Genomic DNA, 20,974 nt, shown 5'->3' on the forward strand with positions numbered 1-20,974 from the left:
GGGGGGCGGGTCGCGGGTCGCGGGTCAGGGTCGGCGCGGCGGCGTGCGCGGACCGGTGGTCTGGGTTCGGCTCGACCGCGCTCCACGGCCCACCATCACCCATCCTGCACCCGCCGATCACCGCGGTGTCGGCTGGTCGTCCGCCGGGTGCGTCGGCAGGTCGGCGGGGATGCGGGCGTCGTCACCCGGGCGCGGTCTCGGCCGTGAACTCCTCCGGTCGGTCGGCCGCGCGCCGAGGCCGACCGCTCCCCCGTCGCGATCCCGGCGTGGGCGGGCTCCGCACCGGCGGAGCCGACCGCGTGACCGGCGGGCCGCGCCTCACCCACACCACCGGCGGTCGCCCGGTCGGGTGCGCCGGATCCGGGCGCGGCACGCCCGGCCCACAGTCCGGGGTGGACGGCTCGGCGGACGAAAAGCCCGTCGGTGTCGAACACCGGTCCGGGTGAACCTGCCGCTCTGCGTTGGCGGGGCCGCGTGGCGGCCGGCAAGGCTGGGGCCGACCGGTCCGGCGTCGGCGAAGGGTGAGGCGTGCACACTGGGAACGATCACGAGGACCATTCCGTCGCCATCGTGGGCGCCGCCTGTCGGTTGCCCGGCGGCATCGACGACCTCGGCGGGCTGTGGCGGGCGTTGGTCGAGGGCCTGGACCTGATCGGAGAGGCGCCCGGGGACCGGTTCGACCTCGACCGGTTCACCGACCGGGACCTGCCGCGGCCGGGCAAGGGCTACACCACGGCCGGCGGGTACCTGGACGACCTCGCGGGGTTCGACGCGGCGCACTTCGGCATCTCGCCGAAGGAGGCCGGTCAGATGGATCCGCAGCACCGGTTGCTGCTGGAGCTGGCTGCCGAGGCGCTGGACGACGCCGGGATCGCGCGCGCAGCCGTCGCGGGCAGCGACACGGCGGTGTTCATCGGCATCTCCGACAACGCCTACGGCGGCCTGCAGATGGTGGACACGCGCGGGATCAACGCGTACACCATGTCCGGCGCCGCGTCCTCGATCGCCGCGAACCGCATCTCCTACTGCCTCGACCTGCACGGGCCGAGCATGGCCGTGGACACCGCCTGCTCGTCCTCGCTGGTGGCGTTCGACCAGGCCTGCCGGGCGCTGCTGGACGGCACGAGCCGGACGGTGCTGTGCGGCGGGGTGAACGCGCTGGTCAGCCCGTACCACTACGTGGGGTTCTCGCAGGCGTCGATGCTGTCGAGGAAGGGCCGCTGCTCGGCGTTCTCCGCCGACGCGGACGGCTTCGTGCGCGCCGAGGGCGGCGGGCTGGTCGTGCTCAAGCGGCTGGCGGACGCCAGGGCCGACGGCGACCGGATCCACGCCGTGGTGCTCGCCCACGGCACCAACAGCGACGGCCGCACCATCGGGATGTCCCTGCCCAACGGCGGCAGCCAGGAGGAGCTGCTCCGCGCGGTGTACGACAGGGCGGGGCTGCACCCGGACGACATCGCCTACTTCGAGGCGCACGGCACCGGCACCCCCGTGGGGGACCCGATCGAGTGCACCGCGATCGGCCGGGCGCTGGGACGCCACCGCACCGCCGGCCCGCTGCCGATCGGGTCGGTCAAGACCAACGTCGGCCACCTCGAACCCGCCTCCGGCATCGTCGGCCTGCTCAAGGCCGTGCTGGTGCTGCGGCACCGCCTGATCCCACCGTCGCTGCACGCCGACCCGCCCAACCCGGACATCGACTTCACCGGCCTCAACCTCGCGGTGGCCACCGCGCCGCGGCCGATCCCCGGCTCGGACCCGATCGTGGTCGGCGTCAACTCCTTCGGCTTCGGCGGCGCCAACGCCCACGTCGTGCTGGCCTCGCCGCCCGCGCCGGAACCGGTCGAGCCGCAGGGCGACGAGCCGCGTCCGGTGCTGGTGTCGGCGAGCTCACCGGAGGCGCTGGAGCAGGCCACCGCCGACCTCGTCGAGCACCTGGGCCGGACCGGGGACTTCTACGACCTCGCCTACACGACGTGCGTGCGCCGCGGTCACCACCGGTACCGCCGGGCCGTGCTCGCCACCGGCCCGGAGGAAGCCGCCCGCCTGCTGCCCGACGCGACGCCGGTCGAGGCCGTCGGCGAGGACCGGATCGGGTTCGTCTACTCCGGCAACGCCTCGCAGTGGGCCGGGATGGGCGCGGACATGTTGTCCGACAAGGACTTCCGGGTCGCCGTGGAGCAGGTGGACACCGCGCTGACCGCGTACCTCGGCTGGTCCGTGCTGGACCGGCTCGGCACGGTCACCGCGGCCGAGCTGGCGGCCACCGAGGTCTCCCAGCCGCTGCTGTTCGCCGTCCAGGTCGGCATGACCGAGGTCTTGCGCGCCAACGGCATCGTGCCCTCGGCCGCGCTCGGCCACAGCGTCGGCGAGGTCGCCGCCGCCTGGGCCGCCGGTGCGCTGCCGCTGGACCAGGCCGCCTGGGTGATCGCCGAGCGCAGCCGGGCGCAGGCGCCGACCGCCGGTGGCCGGATGGCCGCGGTGCCGCTGTCGGCCGACGAGCTGCGCCGGCTGCACCCGGAGGCGGAGATCGCCGGGATCAACACGCCCAAGGACGTCACCGTCGCGGGCACCGCCGACGCCGTCGCGGCCCTGGTCGCGGACCTCCAGGCCCACGACGTCGCCTGCGCCGACCTCGGCTTGGACTACGCCTTCCACACCGCGGCGATGGACGAGGTCCGGGAACCCCTGCGCGCCGCGCTGTCCGGCCTGACCCCGTCCGCCACCACGATCCCCCTCGTCTCCACCGTCACCGGCGCCGTGATCGACGGCGCCGAGCTGGACGCGGACTACTGGTGGCGCAACGTCCGCGAGCCGGTCCGCTTCGCCGACGCCGTCACCCACGTGCTCGCCGACGGCGTCGACGTGCTGGTCGAGATCGGCCCGCACCCGGTGCTGCGCGGCTACCTGCGCAAGCTCGCCGCCGCACGCCCGCAGACCCCGACCGCGGTCGTGCCGACCCTGCACCGCGACGCCGACGGCCCGGCCGCCACCCGCACCGCCGTGGCCACCGTGCTCGCCGCGGGCGGCCGGGTCGACCGGGACCGCTACTTCCCGGCGCGCGGCCGCGTCACCGACCTGCCCGCCTACCCCTGGCAACGGGAACGGCACTGGAAGGGCACTCCCGAGCACTGGCTGCGCACCAGCGGCGACGGCCTGGTCCACCACCGCATGCTCGGCGAACGCCTGCCGTCGCCGCAGCCGCTGTGGCACGGCCCGGTCGAACCGGTGCTGGTGCCGTGGCTGGTCGACCACCGGCTGGCCGGCTCCGTGGTGATGCCCGCCGCGGGTTTCGTGGAGATGGCGCTCTCGGCGGGGAACCAGGCCCTCGGCCACCCGGTCGAGGTGCGGCACCTGGAGATCAGCCGTCCCCTGGTCGTGCCCTGGCCGGACGCGGCGAGCGTGCACACCCAGGTCTCGGTCGAACCACGCGCCGGCACCGTGACGATCACCAGCACCGACGGCTCCGATCCCGATCCCCGCGCGCACGTCCGGGCCCGGGTGCGCCAACTGATCGGCCAGGCGCCCCCGCCGCAGGACCCCGAGGCCTTGCGCGCCGGGTTGACCCGCCGCATCGACGGCCCCGACCAGTACGCCGAGCTGGACGGGCTCGGCCTCAGCTACGGCCCCGCGTTCCGGGTGCTCGCCGAACTGCTCGTCGGCGACGGCCGGGTGCTGGCCTCCTACCGGCACGACGGGCCGGCGGACGACTTCGTGCTCCACCCTGTGGTGCTCGACGGCGCGCTCCAGGCCGGGGCGGCGCTGATCGCCCGCAAGCTCCGGCGGCACGCCTTCCTGCCCGCCGCGTTCGACACCGTGCGGGTGTGGCGCACCCCGGCGAACGAGGGCCTGGTGCACGTCCGCGAGCGGATGCTCACCTCCACCGAGGCCTGTTGGGACATCACCGTGCTCGACGCCGACGGCACGGTGACCGTCGAGGTCGAAGGCGCCCGGATGCGCCGGATCGGCAGTGCGGAACGGGCCGGCGTCTGGCGCGGCCACACGGTGCTGCGGGCGGCGCCGCACCACGACGAACCCGCGCCGCCGAGCCCGCTGCCCGGCGCGGACGAGCTGCTGGCCGCCGCACGACCCAGGATCGGGGAGCTGCGGGAGACCTTCGAAGCGGGCATGGCCCGGGTCGTCGAGGCGAACGACCGGCTCGTCGCGTACCGGTTCGCCGAGGGCGTGCCCGAGTTCCTGCCGGGCGAGGTGGAGTTCTCCGTCGACGACCTGGTGGCGGCGGGACTGCGCGCCGAGCACCGCCGGTACGTGGACCTGTTGCTGCCGGCGTGTGCGGCCGAGGGCGTGGTTCGGGAGGTGGGGCCGGGACGGTGGCGGCTCACCGAGACCGTCCCGGACGCCGACGGGCTCGTGCGCGAGGTCCTGGCGGAGGCTCCGGCGTCCGTCACCGAGGTCCTGGTCGGCCTCGTCCTCAACCGGGAGGCCACCGGGTTGCTCCGCGGCGAGCTGGACCCGATGGAGCAGCTGGCCACCGAGGAGAACCAGCGGCTGCTGGCCCAGTTCTTCGACCTCGGGCAGGTCTGCCGGTTCCACAACCTGGTGGTCCAGGAGTTGCTGCGGCACGTGGTCCGGCACTGGCCGGCGGATCGGCCGCTGCGGGTCCTGGAGGTCGGCGCGGGCACCGGCGGGCTGACCTCCGCGGTGCTGCCCGTGCTGCCCGCCGACCGCACCCACTACACGTTCACCGACGTGTCGGTGTACTTCACCAGCCGGGCCGAACAGCGGTTCGCGGACCACGACTGGGTGGAGTACGCCACCTTCGACCTGGACCGCCCGGTCGCCGAGCAGGGGTTCGCCGAGGGCGCGTTCGACGTCGTGCTCGCCGCCAACGCCCTGCACACGGCCAAAGACCTCACCCGGGCGCTGGCGAACGTCGCGGCTCTCCTGGCGCCCGGCGGCCGGCTGATCGCGTCCGAGGCGCACAACCCCGTCGGCCTCGCGTCGATCTTCGGCATGCTGGACAGCTTCTGGCACGCCGAAGACCGGGAGCTGCGGCCGGACACCGTGCTGCTCGACCGCGACCGGTGGCCGGAGCTGTTGCGCCGCACGGGTTTCACCGACGTGGTGCAGACCGGCGCCGAGACCGCGCGGCTGCACCGGGACTACTCGGTGCTGATGGCGACGGCACCGCACACCGAGCGCGGCCTGCCCGCGCTGCCGGCGGGTGACCCGGGGTCGCGCTGGACGCTGCTCGTCGAGACCGCCGCCGAAACACCGCTGGCCGAGCGGACCGCGCGGCTGCTGCACGCCGCCGGGTGTCCCGAGCCGCAGGTCGTCCCGGCCGCGGAGTGGACGCCGGACGGCACGGATCCCGTGCTGGTCCTCGGCGAACCGCGCACCCCGCTCCTGGAACGGACCACCCGGTGCGCGGCGCTGCTGAGGTCGATCGCCGGGCAACCCGGCACGGGCGCGGTCTGGCTGGTGACCCGGCCTTGTGGCGCGCTCCCGACCGACGTCGAAGCACCCGGTGACGCGGCGGTCTGGGGCGTGGCACGGGTGCTCGCCAACGAGTGCCCCGACCTGGCCGTGCGCCGCGTCTCCCTCGACCGCACGGGCGACCCGGCGGCGCGGCTGGCCAAGGAGCTGCTCACGCCGAGCGCCGAGGACGAGATCGCGCTCACCCCCAACGGCCGGTTCACGCCACGCGAGGTCGACCTGCCCGGCACGGTCCCCGATCCCGCCGCGTACCAGCTGGAGGTGCGTTCGCCCGGCTTGTCCTACGAACTCGGCTGGCGCGCGGTCGAACGCCCCGAACCGGGGCCCGGCCAGGTGCGGGTGGCGGTGCGGGCCGCCGCGCTGAACTACCGGGACATCATGCAGGCCAACGGGTTCCTGCCGGCGGAGAGCTACGAGTTCACCGGCCTGCACGCGCCCGGCCTGGAGTGCGCGGGCGTGGTGACGGCGGTCGGCGCCGGGGTGACCCGGTTCGCCGTCGGCGACCGGGTGGCCGGGCTCGCGCCGGGCTCGCTCGCCTCGGAGGTCGTGGTCCCGGCGCAGGCGTTGATGCCGATCCCCGAGTCGATGGCCTGCACCGAGGCCGCGACCCTGCCCGTGGTGGTCGGCACCGTCGTCTACGGCCTCGGCGCGCTGGCCCGGTTGGAGGCGGGCGAGACGGTGCTGGTGCACGGCGGCGCGGGCGGTGTCGGGCTGGCCGCGCTCCAGTACGCCCGGGCCCGCGGCGCGACGGTGATCGCCACCGTCGGCACGCCCGCCAAGCGCGCCCTGCTGCGTTCCCTCGGCGTGGAGCACGTGCTGGACTCGCGCAGCCTCGACTTCGCCGACGAGGTCCGCCGGATCACGGGCGGGCGCGGGGTGGACGTCGTGCTCAACTCGCTGGCCGGTCCCGCGATCGTCCGCGGCCTGGAGCTGCTGCGCCCCGGCGGCCGGTTCGTCGAGCTGGGCAAGCGCGACATGTACGAGGACAACGACCTCCCGCTGCGCCCCTTCGTCAACAACCTGGCCTTCTTCGGCGTCGACCTGTCCGCGCTGACGACCGAACCGGCGTTCGTCGAACGGCTGCTCTCGGAGAACGTGGACGGCCACGCCTTCCACCCGTTGCCGCACACGGTCTTCCCCGCCGGGCGGATCGGCGAGGCGTTCCGGCAGCTGCAGCACTCGTGGCACGTCGGCAAGGTCGTGGTGTCGTTCGACCCCGGCGCCGAACCGCTGCTGGTCGAAGGCACGTCGGCGGCGCCCGCCCTCGACCCCGGCGGCACCTACCTGGTCACCGGCGGCCTCGGCGGGTTCGGCGCGGCCACCGCGCGGTGGTTGGCCGAGTGCGGCGCCCGGCGCCTGGCCCTCGTCGGTCGACGTGGGATCGACTCGCCGGAGGCGCCGGAACTGCTCGCCGACCTCGCCGCACGTGGCGTGCACGCCACGGCGCACGCCGCCGACGCCGCCGACCCGGAGGCCATGCGGCGGATCATCACCGGGCTGGACCGGCCGCTGCGCGGGGTCGTGCACGCCGCGATGCACCTGGACGACGCGCCGTTCACCGACCTGGACGACGAGCGCTTCCACGCGGTGCTCAGCCCGAAGCTCGGCGGCGCGGTCGTGCTCGACGAGCTGACCAGGGAGCTCGACCTGGACCTGTTCCTGCTCTTCTCGTCGGGCGCCGCGCTCGTCGGCAACCTCCAGCAGGCGCCCTACGTCGCGGGCAACCTGTTCCTGGAGGCCCTGGCGCGCCGACGCCGCGCCCTCGGCCTGCCGGGCACCGCGATCGCGTGGGGCGCCATCGGCGAGACCGGTTACGTGGCGCGCAACAAGTACGAGTCCGCGATGTCCGCGGTCGGCCTGGATCCGATGGCGCCGGCGGACGCGCTGGACGCGGCCGGTGACCTGCTGGCGGCCGGGCAGCCGGTGGCCTGCGTCGGCCGGTTCAACTGGCCGAGGTTGGGCACGCTGCTGCCGACCCTGCGCACCCCGCGGTTCGGCACGCTGGTCCGGGACTCCGACGTGGTCGGCGGTGAGCGCAAGGACGAGCTGATCCGCCGGCTCGGCGAGATGGCGCCGGAGGAGGCCATGGACACCATCGCCGACCAGGTCACCGTGCTGCTCGGCGAGGTGCTGCGGATGGATCCCGCCGCGATCGACCACCACCGCCGCATCGACCACTACGGCATGGACTCGCTGATGGCGGCCGAGCTGCTGGTCTCCGCCCGCCGCCGGTTCGACGTCGAGGTGCCGCCCCTGGAACTGGCCCGGACCGGTGGCACGGTCGCCGGCATCACCGAGCTGATCCACCTGCGACTCGGCCTGCGCCGACCCGAGAGGGTCTCCTCGTGACCGCACGCCGGCCGGCGCGGGCCTCGCTCGTGGACACGGTCGCGCTCGGCGCGCTGGTGTTCGTGCCGACGTTCGCCCAGGGCCCGATCCTGCGGCGGCGGCGCATGGTGGGGCTGGCCGCCCGGTGGGACACCAACGACTGGGCGTGCCGGCTGCTGCGCCGGTTGCGCGGCAAGCACGGCACGGGACCGTTGCTGGTCAAGGTGTTGCACCGCCGGGTGTTGCTGCTGCTGTCGCCGCGGGACGCCCGGCAGGCGCTGGAGCAGACCACGGTCTCGCTCACCGCCGCCAGCCGGGACAAGGTCGCCGCCCTCGGCCACTTCGAGCCGGGGGCGGTGCTGCTCTCGCGGGGCCTGGTCCGGCAGGACCGCCGCCGCTTCAACGAGTCCGTGCTCGACTACCCCGGGACCGACCACCGGCTGTGCCCGGAATTCGACGCCGTCATCCGCGCCGAGGCAGCCACGCTGATCAGCCGCACGACCGGGCGTGGTGCGGAGCTGACCTGGGACGAGTTCGTGCGCACGTACCGGCGCATCGTGCGGCGGGTCGTGCTCGGCGACGTCGCCGAGGACGACGAGCGGCTCACCGCCCTGCTCAACGGCTTGCGCGCCGACGCCAACTGGTTCCGGCTGCGCCCGCGGCGCCACGCGGTGCGCGAGCAGTTGTGGGAGCGGGTGCTCGGCTACCTCGACGAAGGGTCCGGAGGGCTGGCCGCGTGCGTCGCCGACGCGCCCCGGACCGCGCGGACCCTGCCGCAGGCGCAGGCGCAGCACTGGCTGTTCGCCTTCGACGCCGCGCCGATCGCCACCTACCTGGCCCTCGGCCTGCTGGCGGGGCACCCGGAGAAGAGCCGCACCGACCACGACTACCTGCGCGCGTGCGTGCGGGAGTCGTTGCGGCTGTGGCCGACGACCCTGGCCATCCTGCGCGACACGACCCGGCGCACGACCTGGTCCGACGGCAGCACCGTGCCGGTGGGTACCGCGGTCGTCTACTACAGCTCCTACTTCCACCGCGACGACAGCAGGCTGCCCTACGCCGACCGGTTCGAGCCCGAGGTGTGGCTGGACGGGCGGGCGGCGGAGGACTGGGCGCTCGCGCCGTTCAGCCGGGGTCCGGCCGAGTGCCCGGGGCAGCACGTGGTGCTGTTCACCAGCGCCACCCTGCTGTCCGCGTTGCTCGACCAGGGACTGCGGCAGGTCGGCGGTGTCCGGTTGACCCCGGACGCGCCGCTGCCCCGGACCGCCGACCACCACGCGCTGCGGTTCGCATGAGCCGCGCGGTCGGGCGGCTGCTCTTCTCCCGGTCGCGGGTGCGCCCGGCCCGGTTGCGCCGGGCGGTGCGGGACCGGGTCGTGGTGGTCACCGGCGCCTCGCACGGCGTCGGCAGGCAGACCGCGCGGATGCTGGCCGACGCGGGCGCGACGGTGCTCGTCCTGGCCCGCTCGGCGCACCTGCTGGACGAGCTGGTCGCGGAGATCCGGGCCGACGGCGGGCGGGCCGACGCCTACCCGGTCGACCTGGCCGACTTCACCGCCGTGCGCGAGGTCGCCGAACGGGTGCTCGCCGACCACGGGCCGGTCGACGTGCTGGTCAACAACGCGGGCAAGTCGATCCGCCGCTCGGTCGAGCTGTCCGCGCAGCGGTTCCACGACTTCCGGCGGCTCACCGACGTCAACTACCTCGGACCGCTGCGGTTGACGCTCGAACTGCTGCCCGCCATGCGCGCGGCCGGCCGCGGCCGGATCGTGTCGGTGTCCACGTTCGCCGCCCGGATGCCGCCGTTCCCCCGGTGGGGCGGCTACCAGGCGTCCAAGGCGGCGTTCGACGTGTGGCTGCGCGCGCTGGCGCCGGAGGTCGCCGGTGACGGCATCCGGGTCGTGCCGGTCTACCTGGGGCTGGTGGACACCCGGATGAGCGCGCCGTTGCTGGCCGCGCGCCGGATTCCGGTGCTGGACGTGCGGGACGCGGCGCACACGGTGTGCGCGGCGGTGTGCACGCGGCGGCACAGCCTGGGTCCGTGGTGGTGCCTGCCGGCCGAAGTGGGCGCGGCGTTGGTGTCCCGCCCGCTGCGCGCCGTCCTCGCGTGGTGGTACCGCCGTGGCCGGGACACGCCCGCCGCGGTGCGCGCCGCCGGTGCGGCCGCGGACTGGCCGAGACCTGGACTTCCCGCCCAGGCCGAGCACCGGTCACCTCCCGGACGGGTGCCCGCGGCCCGTCCCGACCTGTCCGAGGAACCGTGACCACGCGGAGTGAGGACCGGTCACGCGACCGGGGAATGGCCGGTCATCCGAGCCGGCGCGGATCATGGCTGCGGACCGCGGTGTCCCGGCCCACAACAGGCGCAAGCCGAGGAGTGTCGATGGAACAGCGTGTTCGTCCGACAGGTCGCACGAGTTGGCGGCGGTTGGCCGCGGTGCTCGTGCCGACGGCGGTGGCAGGCGGCATGGTCCTGGGTGGCATCGCCGAGGGCGTGGTGGGGGTGTCGTTCACCAGCGGCAGTCCTTTCACCGTCACCGTGGACCAAGTGCGGTCCGACGGGTTGCGCATCGTGCCCGGCGCGTCGGCGGGTGATCCCGGGCTGCCCACCCTGCTGGCGACCCTGCCCGCCGCCGAGTTGTCCGGGCTGTGCCAGTCGGTGACGGCCGACCTGCCGGTGGTGGGCCGCGTGACGACGGTGCTGCGGTCGCCGCACGTTCGCACGACCGACCTGGTGCTGGAGGTGCGCGGCATCACCGGCGGCCTGGACGTGAGCCAGCTCCTGGTCGGGCCGCTGGCGGACGCGGACGGCACGCCGGGGTACCAGGCAGGCGAGACCACGCTCACCAACCTCAAGATCAGCGCGGGCGCCGTCACCGCCGGCACGTTCACGGTGACCGACCTCGACCTGAGCTACCACGCGGGCGACGAGGGCTGTTCGTCCACTCCGGACGGACAGGGCCGGTGAGCGGCGGCTTCACCCGCTTCACCCGCTTCCGGCGGTCCTGCCCGTTCGTCGCCGGCGTGCTCACCACCGCCGCCGGCCTGGAGCTGGTCGTCGTGGTCGGCACCGCGCCCGGCGCGCTGCGCTTCGCCGGCGCGGGCGCGCCGGGGAGCTGGCTGCTCGGCGGCGTGCTGGTCGTCGCGGGCGCGACCCTGCTGTTCGACCCGGCCCGCAGGCACTTCGCCGGCGTGGCGGCCCTCGTCGCCGGCCTGCTCAGCCTCGTCGGGGCCAACCTCGGCGGGTTCCTGGTCGGCTTCCTGCTCGCGGTCGTCGGTGGCGCGCTGGCGCTGGCGTGGGTGCCCGACGGCGACGCGCCGCGCGGTGCGCACCGGCTCGAGTCACCCGCGGAAGGTCCCGCGTGAACGACGCCCGGCTCCGGCACGCCGTGGCAGGCAAGACGATCCTGCTCACCGGCACGTCCTGCGGTGTCACCGACGCCGCGGCACGTCACCTGACCCGTGCGGGCGCGCGGGTCCTCGTCGCCACCCACCCCGGGCACCGGCCGGCCGGGGAGGTGTCGGTCTACCGGGCCGACCCGGCCACGCCCGCCGCCATGCGGGTGCTGGCGCAACGGCTGCTCGACGAGCACGACCGCCTCGACATCGTGATCCACACCGCGGGCACGCCGCCGCGCCGGGCGTCGTGCCGGAACTTCGAGCACACGATCAACACCCACTACCTCGGCCCGACGACCCTCATCCGCGGCCTGCTGCCCGCGCTGCGGACCGGCGGCTCGGCCCACCTGATCAACGTCTCCCCCGCGCACCTCCGCCTGCCCCTGCCCGCCCGCTGGGGCGGCCACCGCGCGTCGAAGGCCGCGTTCGACACCTGGTTCCGGGGTCTGGCCCTGAAAGCCCGCGACCGCGGCGTCACCACCACGAGCGTCTACACCGGACTCGTCGGCGCGGACCCGATCACGCTCATCTGCGACGCCATCACCCGGCGGCCGCGGCAGATCGCGCCCTGGTGGCTCAAGTCGACGAGTCCCATCGGCCATTGAGCTGAAACTCCCGAAACGAGACGTCGACCTCGCGGCGCGGTCGAGCGCCCGCGGCTAGCCCGAACAGCTCAGCGCACGTGGACGCGCGACCGTGCCGCCGTCGGTCGGTCGCGGCGGTCCGGTGGCGCGGGCAGCCGGACGATCGCGCAGTTCACCGAGCCGGTCCGGGTGATCGGCCGCGTGCCGGTCGAGTCGGGTGGCGGTCGCGGGCGCACCGGCAATCGGCCGCACGCGACGCACCGCCACCGGTCGTGGCCGCGTCTCGATTGCCTTGCCAAACGGAAATGTTCCGACGGACACTCCTGAACGTTTCTGCCCGGTGAGAGTCGAGATCGCCGCGCACCACGCCGCCGTCACACCCACCGAGTTCACCCTTGTCCGGAGGTCCGGTCCATGAAACGAAGGCACCTGCTCGCGAGCGCGACGGCCGCGCTGACTCTGGTGGCCGCCGCGGTGATCGCCGTCGGCACCGCACAGGCCGACAGCGGCGTGAAGGTCATGCCGCTCGGCGACTCGATCACCGACGGCTTCAACGTGCCCGGCGGCTACCGCGTCGACCTGTGGCAGAAGCTCGTCGCCGGTGGCCGCACGGTCGACTTCGTCGGGTCGATGACGAACGGCCCGAGCAGCCTCGGCGACCGCAACCACGAAGGCCACTCGGGCTGGACCATCGCCCAGATCGACAGCAACATCACCAACTGGCTGCGCACCTACACGCCGCGCACCATCCTGCTGCACATCGGCACGAACGACATGTACGGCGGCGACCCGGGCGGCGCGCCCCAGCGGCTCTCGAACCTGGTCGACCGCATCACCTCGCTGGCGCCGAGCGCGGAGCTGTTCGTCGCGACGATCGTGCCCCTGTCGTCCGGCGACGCGACCGTCCGGGCGTTCAACGCCACGATCCCCCCGATGGTGCAGAGCAAGGTGAACGCGGGCAAGAAGGTGCACCTGGTCGACATGTACCGCGCGCTGACCACCGCCGACCTCGCCGACGGCGTGCACCCCAACGCGGGCGGCTACTCGAAGATGGCGACCGCTTGGTACAACGCGCTGCTGTCCGTCCCGGGCAGCATCGACGACCCCACGACAACAACAACCACCACCAGCACTACGACCACGACGACCACCACTACGAGCCAGCCCGGTGGCGGGGCGTGCACCGCGACCTACCGCGTGGTCAACTCGTGGGGCGGCGGCTACCAGGCCGAGGTGAAGGTGGCCAACACCTCCACCTCGTCGCTCAACGGGTGGACGGTCCGCCTCACCCTCCCGTCCGGCCACACCGTCAACAACCTCTGGGGCGGCGTGAACACCGGCACCAGCGGAGCCGTGTCGGTGCGGAACGCGCCGTACAACGGCTCGCTGGGCAGCAGCGCGTCGACCACGTTCGGCTACGTGGCCAACGGCCCTAACGCCAACCCGCCGAGCGAGCTGAGCTGCGTCAGCCCGTGACCCCTGGTTCGGACACCGCCGCGTCATGCCGACCCGGCGGTGTCCGAACCCGCGGGTGGTCAGGGGACGACGGTCTCGTAGATCCCGCGGCCGAAGGTGGCCGCCACGAGCCGGTGGTTGCGGCCGTCGTACTCGATGTCGTCCACGGCGACCCGAGGCATGCCGTGGCCGAGCCGGAGCCAGTGCCCGGTGGCGAGCGCGTTGCCGACGAACACGCCCTGGTCCGTGGCCACGTAGAGCTGCCCGGCGCGGCCGAGCACGACGTCGTTCACCGGGGCCGACGGCAGGTTGCCCGAGATGTCGGTCCACCGGGCGCCCGCCGAACGGGTCGCCAGCACGTGGGGCTGCGCGGAGCCCGAGCGGTAGCCGGACAGCGTCACGTACGCCGTGGCGGGGTCGCGCTCGGACACCGCGATCCGGGTCACCCACGGCTGCCCGTCGAGCACCTTCGCCCAGGTGGCGCCCAGGTCGCGGGTGAGCCACACCCGGCCGTCGTCGGTGCCGGCCCAGATCGTGCGCGGGTCCGACGGCGCGGCGGCGACCGTGGTGATGGTGCCGTACGGGTAGGTGTCCTGGCCCGGTCCGCCGGTCAGGTCCGGGCTGATCGGCGTCCAGGTCACCCCGTTGTCGACGGACCGGTTGAGCCGGTTGCCGCCGTAGTACAGGACGGCCGGGTCCGACGGGTCGAACTGCACGGGGGTGAACCAGTTGCGCCGGTCCGCGGTGGTGGCCGGGGTGAAGAACGCCATCGTCGTGCCGCCGTCGGTGGACCGGAAGCAGTTGCCGTACTGGTAGCAGGCGAAGACGTTCTCCTTGTCCCGCGGGTTGATGATGTTCTCCTCGCCGTCGCCGCCGAGGTACTCGTTGAACGCCGGCCCGCCCCACGACCGCAGCGAGCCGTTGTCCTGGGTGCCGCCGGACACGCGCGTGACGTCCTGCGGGCTGATCGCCACGCTGTAGAACTGCGTCCACGGCTCGTGCTCGGCCTTGACCCAGCCGCCGTCGCCGTCCGCGTCCGACCGGTACACGCCGCCGTCGTTGCCCAGGTAGACCCGGGCCGGGTGGCGCGGGTCCCAGACCATGGCGTGGTGGTCGACGTGGATCGAGTCGGCGTCCGCGGTCCAGGTCTCGCCGCCGTCCTTGGAGGTCAGCAGCGGGACGCCGGCGACGTGCACGTGCCGGGAGTCGCCGGGGTCGACCCACACCTTGCCGAACCACCAGCCGAAGGTCGACTGCGAGGACTTCAGCACGTCCGGCTCGGGCTGCCGCGTCCAGCTGTCACCGGCGTCGGCCGAGGTGTAGAAGCCGGCGAAGGGACCGGCGGTGCTGTTGACGATGGCGTACAGCCTGCCCGGTTCGGACGCCGAGACGCCGAGGCCGATCCGGCCGACGTCGGGACCGGCCGGCGGCAGCCCGCCGCCGAGCCGCTGCCAGGTCAGGCCGCCGTCGACCGACCGGTGGACGCCCGAGCCCTCGCCGCCGTAGGTCCGCTTCACCGGGGTGCGCCGGTGGTCCCACAGCACGGCGTACACGCGCCGGGGGTCGGCGGGGTCGATCTGCACGTCGACCGCGCCGGTGAACTCGTTCGGCACGTCGAGCACGCGCTGCCAACTGCCGCCGCCGTCGGCGGACAGGTACACGCCCCGGTCGCCGCCCGCGCTGTAGAGCGAGCCGTTGGCGGCGACGAACAGCCGGTCGGGGTTCGCCCGGTCGATCGCGATGCCGCCGATGGCGCCCGAGTCGCGCAGGCCGACGTTGCGCCAGGTCGTGCCACCATCGGTGGAGCGGTAGACGCCGGTGCCCTCGTAGGTCACGCTGCCGCCGCCCGGGTTGGGCTCGCCGGTGCCGACGTACAGCGTGCCGTCACCCGCCGCCGCGACCGCGCCCATGGCCTGGGTGGCGTTGTCCGGCCACGCCGGGGCGAACGTGCGGCCGGCGTCGGTGGACCGCCACAGCCCACCGCTCGCGGCGGCGGCGTAGACGGTGTCGGCCCGGTGCGGGTCCAGCGCCAGGCTGACGATCCGGCCGCCGATGTTCGTCGGACCGATCGACCGCCACGGCGCGCCCGCCGCCGGGATCCGGTCGGCCTGCGCGGCGGCGAGTTCGTGCGCGTGCCGCGGGATGGTGTCGCCGCGGACGGCTTTCTGGAGGAACCGGTGCTCGGCGGGTGCGGACGGGCCCCGGACCGGGCGGTACTCGCCCGGCTGCCCGGTGCCGGGTGGGTCGGCGAGTGGGTCGGCGGCGAGTGCCGGCACGGGCGCGAGCAGCATCAGCGCGCCGGCGAGGACCAGCAGACGGCGTGCTCTCATCGGGAACCCCCAGACGTGGACGTCGGCATGGCGTCGCGCACGCTAGGGGACGTGGTGGCCGGGCCGACACCGACGATCGAGGGTCGTTCTTGACAGCGACCCGATCAGCCGGTGAACAGGGTGAGCCCGTAGGCCGACAGCGGCTCGGCGATCGGCTGGACCCACGTCGTCCCGCCGGTGGAGCAGTTGCCGGACCCGCCGGAGACCAAGCCGACCGCGCGGACCGCCGTGCCCGATCCGGGGTTGGTGACGGCCGGCGCGCCGGACGCGCCCGGCTCCGGGCACGCGGTGGCGCGGATGAGCTGGTTGACGCAGCCCTGCGGGTAGCAGACGGTCTGGTTGATCCCGGTGACGCTGCCGCACCGCCACCCCGCGGCCGGGCTGGAGTAGCAGAGGGACGAGCCGACGGGCGGGGTGGTGAAACCGCTGATCGTGACGTCCGGCCCGCTGCTGTGGCGGTCGACCAGCGGCGTGGACACCGCGGCGGTCGAGACGACGCGGATCAGCCCGTAGTCGTTGCCCGGGAACGACGAGCCGGCGCTCGGGCCGATGTAGCCGCCGACGCCGTGCCACTCGCTGCCCGCGCCGACGCAGTGGCCGGCGGACAGGATGTAGCGGGTCGCGCCCGAACGGGCGTTGAAGCCCAACGTGCACCGCGTGCCGCCGCTGTGGATCGGTTGCCCGCCAACGAGGTCCCACACCGGGCGGGGCGCCTCGGCGACGTGCTCGACGGTGACCGCGCCGGCGCCGAGCCCGCGCGCCCACTCGGCGACACCCGTCGCGGCGCCGTGCACCGAGACCACCACGGTCTGCGCCGCTTCGTCGACGAACCAGCCGGTGACCGTGCCGGGACGTGCCGCCGCGCCGCGGTCCAACCGCTCCTTGGCCACCGCGGGGCCGACGGGCTCGCCGGACACCGGCCCGGCCGTGGCGAACGCGAGACCGGCCGCCAGCACGGCCACACCCGCTCGGCGTGCGACAGCGGCGAAGGTCATGGTCGCTCCCCTCCCAGGATCGCGACGGTAACGGCAGCGGGAGCGCCCTGGATAGCGACCGTTAGTGGGCTTCGGTGACCGCGCGTGGCGTCGGGCGGGACCTACTCTGGTCAGGTGGGGATCGCGATCCTGTGCGCGCTGACGGGTGCGGTGCTGAGCGCGGTCGGCGCCGCGCTCCAGCACGCGGGCGTCCGGGACGTCGGCGACCTCACCGTGCGCCGGTTCACCCGGCTGGTGCGCAGCCGGCGGTGGCTCCTCGGGTTCGCGGTGCTGTTCGTCGCCGCGGTGCTGCAGATCCTCGCCCTGGCGCTGGCTCCCGTGACGGTCGTGGCGCCGCTCGCCGTCATGTCGTTGCCGATCATCGCGGCGATCGGCGTCCGGCACGTGACCCGGGGGTTCGCGGTGGCCGTGATGGCGGCGACGGGCGGGGTGGGCACGTTCGTCGCGATCGCCGCGCGGTCCGCCGTGACGACGGACGTGGCGCCGGCGTCGGCGTTGCGGGCGGGTCAGGTGGTGGCCGCCGTGGTGTGCGTGTTCGTCGTCCTCGGCGCGTTCCGCAGCGGGACGGCACGTGCCCTCGCGCTCGCCGCCGGCGCGGGCGCGGCGTACGGGCTGGTCGCCGTGCTGGTGCGGGACGTGACGACCTCGCTGCCGCGGATACCGTGGGTGTCGTTCACCGGGCTGGCGGTGGCGTTCCTGGTCGGCGCGGCGCTGATCCAGCTGGGGTACGCGAGCGGCCCGGCGGACCTCGTGGTGGCGGGCCAGACGGTGGTGAACCCGATCGTCGCGGCGTGGATCGGCATGGTGCTGCTGGACGAGACCCCGGACGCGGGCCGCGGCACGGTGATCGCCTTGGTGACGAGCGCCGTCGTGTCGCTGACGGGCATCACCGCCATCGCCCGCTTCCACCGCCGCCGCCTGGCGGGCGAACCGACCGACCACGCGCCCACGTCGCAGTGACCTCGGATCCCGGTGGACCCGCGAGGTCGGGGCGTGCGGGTCCACCGGGTGGCGCGGTCAGTCGGTGAGCACCACGTCGTGGTGGTAGTCGCCGCAGACGGTGTGCAGGCGTGGCGGGTAGCGCCACAGGGTGGTCGAGCAGGTGCGCCACTGGAGCGGGTGCTCGGTGACGCCCAGCGGTGCCAGGGAGGAGATCGTCGTCTCACCGCACGGCGCGGAGATCTTCCCGCGGGTGGATCCCCACTGGTAGTCGATGTGCCGCAGCGGCGGGCAGTCGCCGACGGTGATCACGAACGAGTTCGGTCCGTGCTCGGGTGACGTGTCGCCGGGGTGGTACCTGAGCTCGAAGGTCTGCGCGGCGGCCGGGGCGGGGGTGGCCGCGGCGACGGTGGTAGGGGTCAGGAGCAGGACGGTCAGCAGGGCCGCTAATCGGGTCGATCGGGCGAGGGACACCAGGGCCTCCTGGGAGTCGGGGCTACCGCCCGTCCGAGTGCCCACTCCGCCGGGCCGGCACACCTGCGGCGGGCGGTGAGCCGGCGGACGACGCAATGCCGGGAACGTGCGAAACGGCCGCGGCCGCTCAGTCCAGGCAGAACTCGTTGCCCTCGACGTCCTGCATCGCGATGCACGACTCCTCGACGCCATCGGCGGCCAGCAGTTGCACGCGGGTCGCGCCGAGCGCCACCAGGCGCGCGCACTCGGCCTCCAGCGCGGCGAGGCGCTCCTCACCCACGAGCCCGGTGCCGGCCCGCACGTCGAGGTGCACCCGGTTCTTGACGACCTTGCCCTCGGGGACGCGCTGGAAGAACAGCCGCGGGCCCACACCCGTGGGATCGACGCAGGCGAACGCCGAACCCCGGCGCTCAGCGGGCAACGAGCGGTCGTAATCGTCCCAAGTGGCGAATCCCGCCGGCGGTGGAGGCACGACGTAACCCAGCACCTCGCACCAGAAACGGGCGACGCGCTCGGGTTCCGCGCAGTCGAAGGTGACCTGGACCTGTTTGACCGACACCATGACCCCACCATAGTGGCGCGTGCCGCCCGCCGAGACCCAAGCCCTGGTCCGGGCGTGGTCACGGTCATGGTGTATCCCTTCTGGTGACGGCGAACAGCAGGGGAGATCGTGCGCATCGGGGTGTTCTACGACGGGACGTGGTTCGCTTACCTGAGCGACTTCTACGCCACCGCGCATCCGCGTTCGGCGCGGATCTCGCTGAGCGGCCTGCACGACGCCGTGCGCTGGTACCTCCACACCAAGACGGGCACCGCCCTCGACGACTGCGTGGTGCACGAGGCGCACTACGTGCGCGGGCGCATCGAGACTCCGGCGGCGTCGTTCGACGCGGCCTTGGCCGCCGCCGGGGTCATCCGGCACGACCTGCCGCTGCACGGCGGCAAGGAGAAGGGCGTCGACGTCCACTTCGCACTGGAGGCGTGGGAGCTCGCGACGAGCGTGCCGTTGCAGTGGGTCGTGCTGATCACCGGTGACGCCGACTTCACGCCGCTGGCCACCCGGCTGACGGGTCGCGGCATCGGGGTGGTGGTGCCGGTCGCGGACGACCGGTCGGCCCCTGAGCCGCAGCCCGCCTGGACACCGCGCACGGCGGCGCCGCTGAGGGCCGCGGCGACCCTGACGCCCGTGTTCGACGACCTGTTCGCGCCCGCCGACCGCCTCGGCTACCCGTTGAGCCGACCGTTCGTGCGGTCCAACGAGGTCGTGGCCTCGCCCGCCGGCGCGCCGCGCGGCCGCCGGCGCGGCACCGTGACCGGGTGGAAGCCCGGGCAGCCGCACGGTTTCATCACCGACAGCCGCGGCGCCTCGTGGTACGCCTCCCGCGACGACCTGCCCACCGGCCTCGCCATGCTGCCCATCGGCACACCGGTGTCGTTCACCGGATCGCCGGTGCCGTCGCCCGGCCGGAAGTACCCCCGGGCGGAGTCGATCCGGTTCGAGTGAGACCACCGGTGCGCGGACGCCGGCACGTCCGCGCACCGGTGGAGCCGGTCAGCTCGCGGTGCAGGACGCCGTCGGGGCGTTGTTCGCGCTGCCCGACGAGCCCGTGAACCCGAACGAGGCGCTGGCGCCCGCGCCGAGGTTGCCGTTGTAGCTCGCGTTGCGGGCGGTGACGGTCGATCCGCTGCTGGTGACGGAGGCGTTCCAGGCGTGGTTGACGGTCTGCCCGTCGGCGAACGTCCAGGTGACGGTCCAGCCCTTGATCGCCGACGTGCCCGCCGTGACCCTGACCTCGCCCTGGAAGCCGCCCGGCCACTGGTTGGTGACCGTGTACCTGGCGGTGCAGGCGAGCCCGCCGCCGGGCGTGGTGGTGGTCGTGGTGGTGGTGGTCGTGCTCGTCGGCTGGGTGCCGCCGAAGATGGAGGCTTCCTTTGCGGTGGCCTTGATGCCGTTGGCGCCGTTGAAGATGCGCTCACCCCAGGTGGTGAGCCGGGCCGGGTCGAACTCGGTGGCCATGTCCAGGATCGGGTCGGAGTTGCCGCTCCACGACCAGGCCAGGTAGCCCAGGCCCCGCTTCTCCGACTCGCTCAGGATCGTGTCGTGGTCCACCTCGCCGGAGGCGAACTTCCAGCCGAATTCGCCGATGACCAGCGGCCAGCCCTTGGCCTGGACGCGGTCGAGGTAGTCGGTGATGGTGGCGGCGGTGTTGTACACCGAGTACATGTGGATGGACAGCACGGTGTTGCGCGCGCTGTCGGCGTCGAGCACCGCCTGGGCGTTGTCCCGCATCACGTGCTGCCAGTCCTGGCCCCAGTTCGGCGCATCGACCATGAGCAGGTGCTGGAAGCCGTTGGCGCGCAGCTTCTTGATCGCGCCGGCGGTCGCGCCGGTCCACTGGGCGGCGTCGACGTTCCCGATCGGCTCGTTGCCGATGTTGATGACGACGTAGTCCTCTTGGCCCACCAGGGCGTTCTTCTGGCTGATCCAGTAGTCCGCGGCCTCGTCCAGCGACGCCGCGGCGGCTTCCTCGCCGTACCCGGTGGTGTCGTGCACCTCCAGCACGCAGATCATCCGGTTCCGCTTGCACAGGTCGATCACGGCCGGCACGTCGTTGGACGGACCCCAGCGCTTGCCGGTGCCGAGCACGACCCGGACCGTGTTGGCGCCCAACGCCTTCACGTCGGCGAACGAGTCGGTCCGACCGGTGTACCAGACGTGCGGGTGGTTGACGCCGCGCATCACGAACGGCTGCCCGTTGGCCTCGACGATCTTCGTGCCGCTGACGTGCAGGCCCACCGCGGCCTGCGCCTGCGGCAACACCGTCAGCCCGAAGCCCGCGACGACGAGCAGCGCGGCTGCGATCATGGCGATTCTGCTTCTCATGGCTCCTCGACACCTCATTGAGTCGACGTCCCTACCGCTCCGATGGATCTGGGAGCGCTCCCAGCAAAGTTCGCGCTCAGTGACGCCCAACTTGGCGCACGATTAGTTTCTGGGCGGAACTTATGCGCCC

The 20,974-nt window shown here is 73.8% G+C and carries 15 protein-coding genes; 9 read left to right on the forward strand and 6 right to left on the reverse strand.

Annotation, left to right across the window (positions count from 1 at the left end; genetic code table 11):
• Nucleotides 1–570 precede the first annotated feature (570 nt).
• The 6 genes from ADK67_RS29085 (at nt 571) to ADK67_RS49475 (ending at nt 11,788) form a co-directional block, all read left to right on the forward strand.
• Nucleotides 571–7,806 (forward strand): type I polyketide synthase, encoded by a 7,236-nt coding sequence (locus ADK67_RS29085; RefSeq protein ID WP_197289667.1) that lies wholly within the window; start codon nt 571–573, stop codon nt 7,804–7,806.
• The gene (locus ADK67_RS29090; RefSeq protein WP_053719730.1) at nt 7,803–9,080 is read left to right on the forward strand and encodes a cytochrome P450; all 1,278 of its coding nucleotides are present in this window, start codon (nt 7,803–7,805) and stop codon (nt 9,078–9,080) included. Before ADK67_RS29085 ends, ADK67_RS29090 begins: the two co-directional genes overlap by 4 nt.
• Nucleotides 9,077–10,048 carry an SDR family NAD(P)-dependent oxidoreductase gene (locus tag ADK67_RS29095; RefSeq protein WP_063797755.1) on the forward strand — a complete coding sequence of 324 codons (972 nt, stop codon included), beginning with the start codon at nt 9,077–9,079 and terminating at the stop codon, nt 10,046–10,048. Before ADK67_RS29090 ends, ADK67_RS29095 begins: the two co-directional genes overlap by 4 nt.
• 119 nt (nt 10,049–10,167) lie before the next feature.
• Entirely contained in the window at nt 10,168–10,752 is a 585-nt protein-coding gene (locus ADK67_RS29100; protein WP_157620918.1) for a DUF6230 family protein, read from the forward strand.
• Nucleotides 10,749–11,150, forward strand: coding sequence for a DUF6114 domain-containing protein (locus ADK67_RS52805; protein WP_053719732.1), 402 nt, complete (start codon nt 10,749–10,751; stop codon nt 11,148–11,150). Before ADK67_RS29100 ends, ADK67_RS52805 begins: the two co-directional genes overlap by 4 nt.
• Nucleotides 11,147–11,788 (forward strand): SDR family NAD(P)-dependent oxidoreductase, encoded by a 642-nt coding sequence (locus ADK67_RS49475; RefSeq protein ID WP_053719733.1) that lies wholly within the window; start codon nt 11,147–11,149, stop codon nt 11,786–11,788. The genes ADK67_RS52805 and ADK67_RS49475 overlap by 4 nt, the downstream gene beginning before the upstream one ends.
• A gap of 54 nt (nt 11,789–11,842) precedes the next feature.
• On the opposite strand, the gene ADK67_RS51315 is transcribed toward ADK67_RS49475, so the two are convergent.
• Entirely contained in the window at nt 11,843–12,151 is a 309-nt protein-coding gene (locus tag ADK67_RS51315) for a hypothetical protein (RefSeq protein ID WP_157620920.1), read from the reverse strand.
• A 30-nt stretch (nt 12,152–12,181) separates the two neighbouring features.
• Here ADK67_RS51315 and ADK67_RS29115 point away from each other — a divergent pair, with 30 nt between their 5' ends.
• The gene (locus tag ADK67_RS29115; RefSeq protein ID WP_053719734.1) at nt 12,182–13,243 is read left to right on the forward strand and encodes a cellulose binding domain-containing protein; all 1,062 of its coding nucleotides are present in this window, start codon (nt 12,182–12,184) and stop codon (nt 13,241–13,243) included.
• A gap of 59 nt (nt 13,244–13,302) precedes the next feature.
• On the opposite strand, the gene ADK67_RS29120 is transcribed toward ADK67_RS29115, so the two are convergent.
• Nucleotides 13,303–15,552, reverse strand: coding sequence for a WD40/YVTN/BNR-like repeat-containing protein (locus ADK67_RS29120; RefSeq protein ID WP_053719735.1), 2,250 nt, complete (start codon nt 15,550–15,552; stop codon nt 13,303–13,305).
• 104 nt (nt 15,553–15,656) lie between these two features.
• Nucleotides 15,657–16,547, reverse strand: a complete 891-nt coding sequence (locus ADK67_RS29125) for a S1 family peptidase (RefSeq protein WP_082403975.1) — start codon at nt 16,545–16,547, stop codon at nt 15,657–15,659.
• Between the two features lie 114 nt (nt 16,548–16,661).
• Between ADK67_RS29125 and ADK67_RS29130 the strand changes: the two genes are divergently transcribed.
• Entirely contained in the window at nt 16,662–17,507 is an 846-nt protein-coding gene (locus tag ADK67_RS29130; RefSeq protein ID WP_053719737.1) for a DMT family transporter, read from the forward strand.
• A 57-nt stretch (nt 17,508–17,564) separates the two neighbouring features.
• On the opposite strand, the gene ADK67_RS29135 is transcribed toward ADK67_RS29130, so the two are convergent.
• Both ADK67_RS29135 and ADK67_RS29140 read right to left on the reverse strand, forming a co-directional pair.
• The gene (locus ADK67_RS29135; protein WP_053719738.1) at nt 17,565–17,960 is read right to left on the reverse strand and encodes a hypothetical protein; all 396 of its coding nucleotides are present in this window, start codon (nt 17,958–17,960) and stop codon (nt 17,565–17,567) included.
• 127 nt (nt 17,961–18,087) lie between these two features.
• Nucleotides 18,088–18,522, reverse strand: a complete 435-nt coding sequence (locus ADK67_RS29140; protein ID WP_053719739.1) for a VOC family protein — start codon at nt 18,520–18,522, stop codon at nt 18,088–18,090.
• A gap of 108 nt (nt 18,523–18,630) precedes the next feature.
• On the opposite strand from ADK67_RS29140, the gene ADK67_RS29145 reads away from it, so the two are divergent.
• Nucleotides 18,631–19,464, forward strand: coding sequence for an NYN domain-containing protein (locus ADK67_RS29145; RefSeq protein ID WP_231648405.1), 834 nt, complete (start codon nt 18,631–18,633; stop codon nt 19,462–19,464).
• A gap of 48 nt (nt 19,465–19,512) precedes the next feature.
• Here the strand turns inward: ADK67_RS29145 and ADK67_RS29150 are convergent, their stop codons facing one another.
• On the reverse strand, nt 19,513–20,844 hold the full coding sequence (locus ADK67_RS29150; RefSeq protein WP_053719741.1) for a cellulase family glycosylhydrolase: 1,332 nt from the start codon (nt 20,842–20,844) through the stop codon (nt 19,513–19,515).
• Between the last annotated feature and the right edge of the window lie 130 nt (nt 20,845–20,974).

The sequence above is a fragment of the Saccharothrix sp. NRRL B-16348 genome, from assembly GCF_001280085.1.
Lineage (GTDB): Bacteria > Actinomycetota > Actinomycetes > Mycobacteriales > Pseudonocardiaceae > Actinosynnema.

What these genes read in the sequence shown, in the direction of transcription:
- ADK67_RS29100 (WP_157620918.1), top strand. Translation starts at nt 10,168, where the DNA reads ATGGAACAGCGTGTTCGTCCGACAGGTCGCACGAGTTGGCGGCGGTTG.
- ADK67_RS29125 (WP_082403975.1), bottom strand. Translation starts at nt 16,547, where the DNA reads ATGACCTTCGCCGCTGTCGCACGCCGAGCGGGTGTGGCCGTGCTGGCG.
- ADK67_RS29140 (WP_053719739.1), bottom strand. Translation starts at nt 18,522, where the DNA reads ATGGTGTCGGTCAAACAGGTCCAGGTCACCTTCGACTGCGCGGAACCC.
- ADK67_RS29120 (WP_053719735.1), bottom strand. Translation starts at nt 15,552, where the DNA reads ATGAGAGCACGCCGTCTGCTGGTCCTCGCCGGCGCGCTGATGCTGCTC.
- ADK67_RS29115 (WP_053719734.1), top strand. Translation starts at nt 12,182, where the DNA reads ATGAAACGAAGGCACCTGCTCGCGAGCGCGACGGCCGCGCTGACTCTG.
- ADK67_RS29150 (WP_053719741.1), bottom strand. Translation starts at nt 20,844, where the DNA reads ATGAGAAGCAGAATCGCCATGATCGCAGCCGCGCTGCTCGTCGTCGCG.
- ADK67_RS29095 (WP_063797755.1), top strand. Translation starts at nt 9,077, where the DNA reads ATGAGCCGCGCGGTCGGGCGGCTGCTCTTCTCCCGGTCGCGGGTGCGC.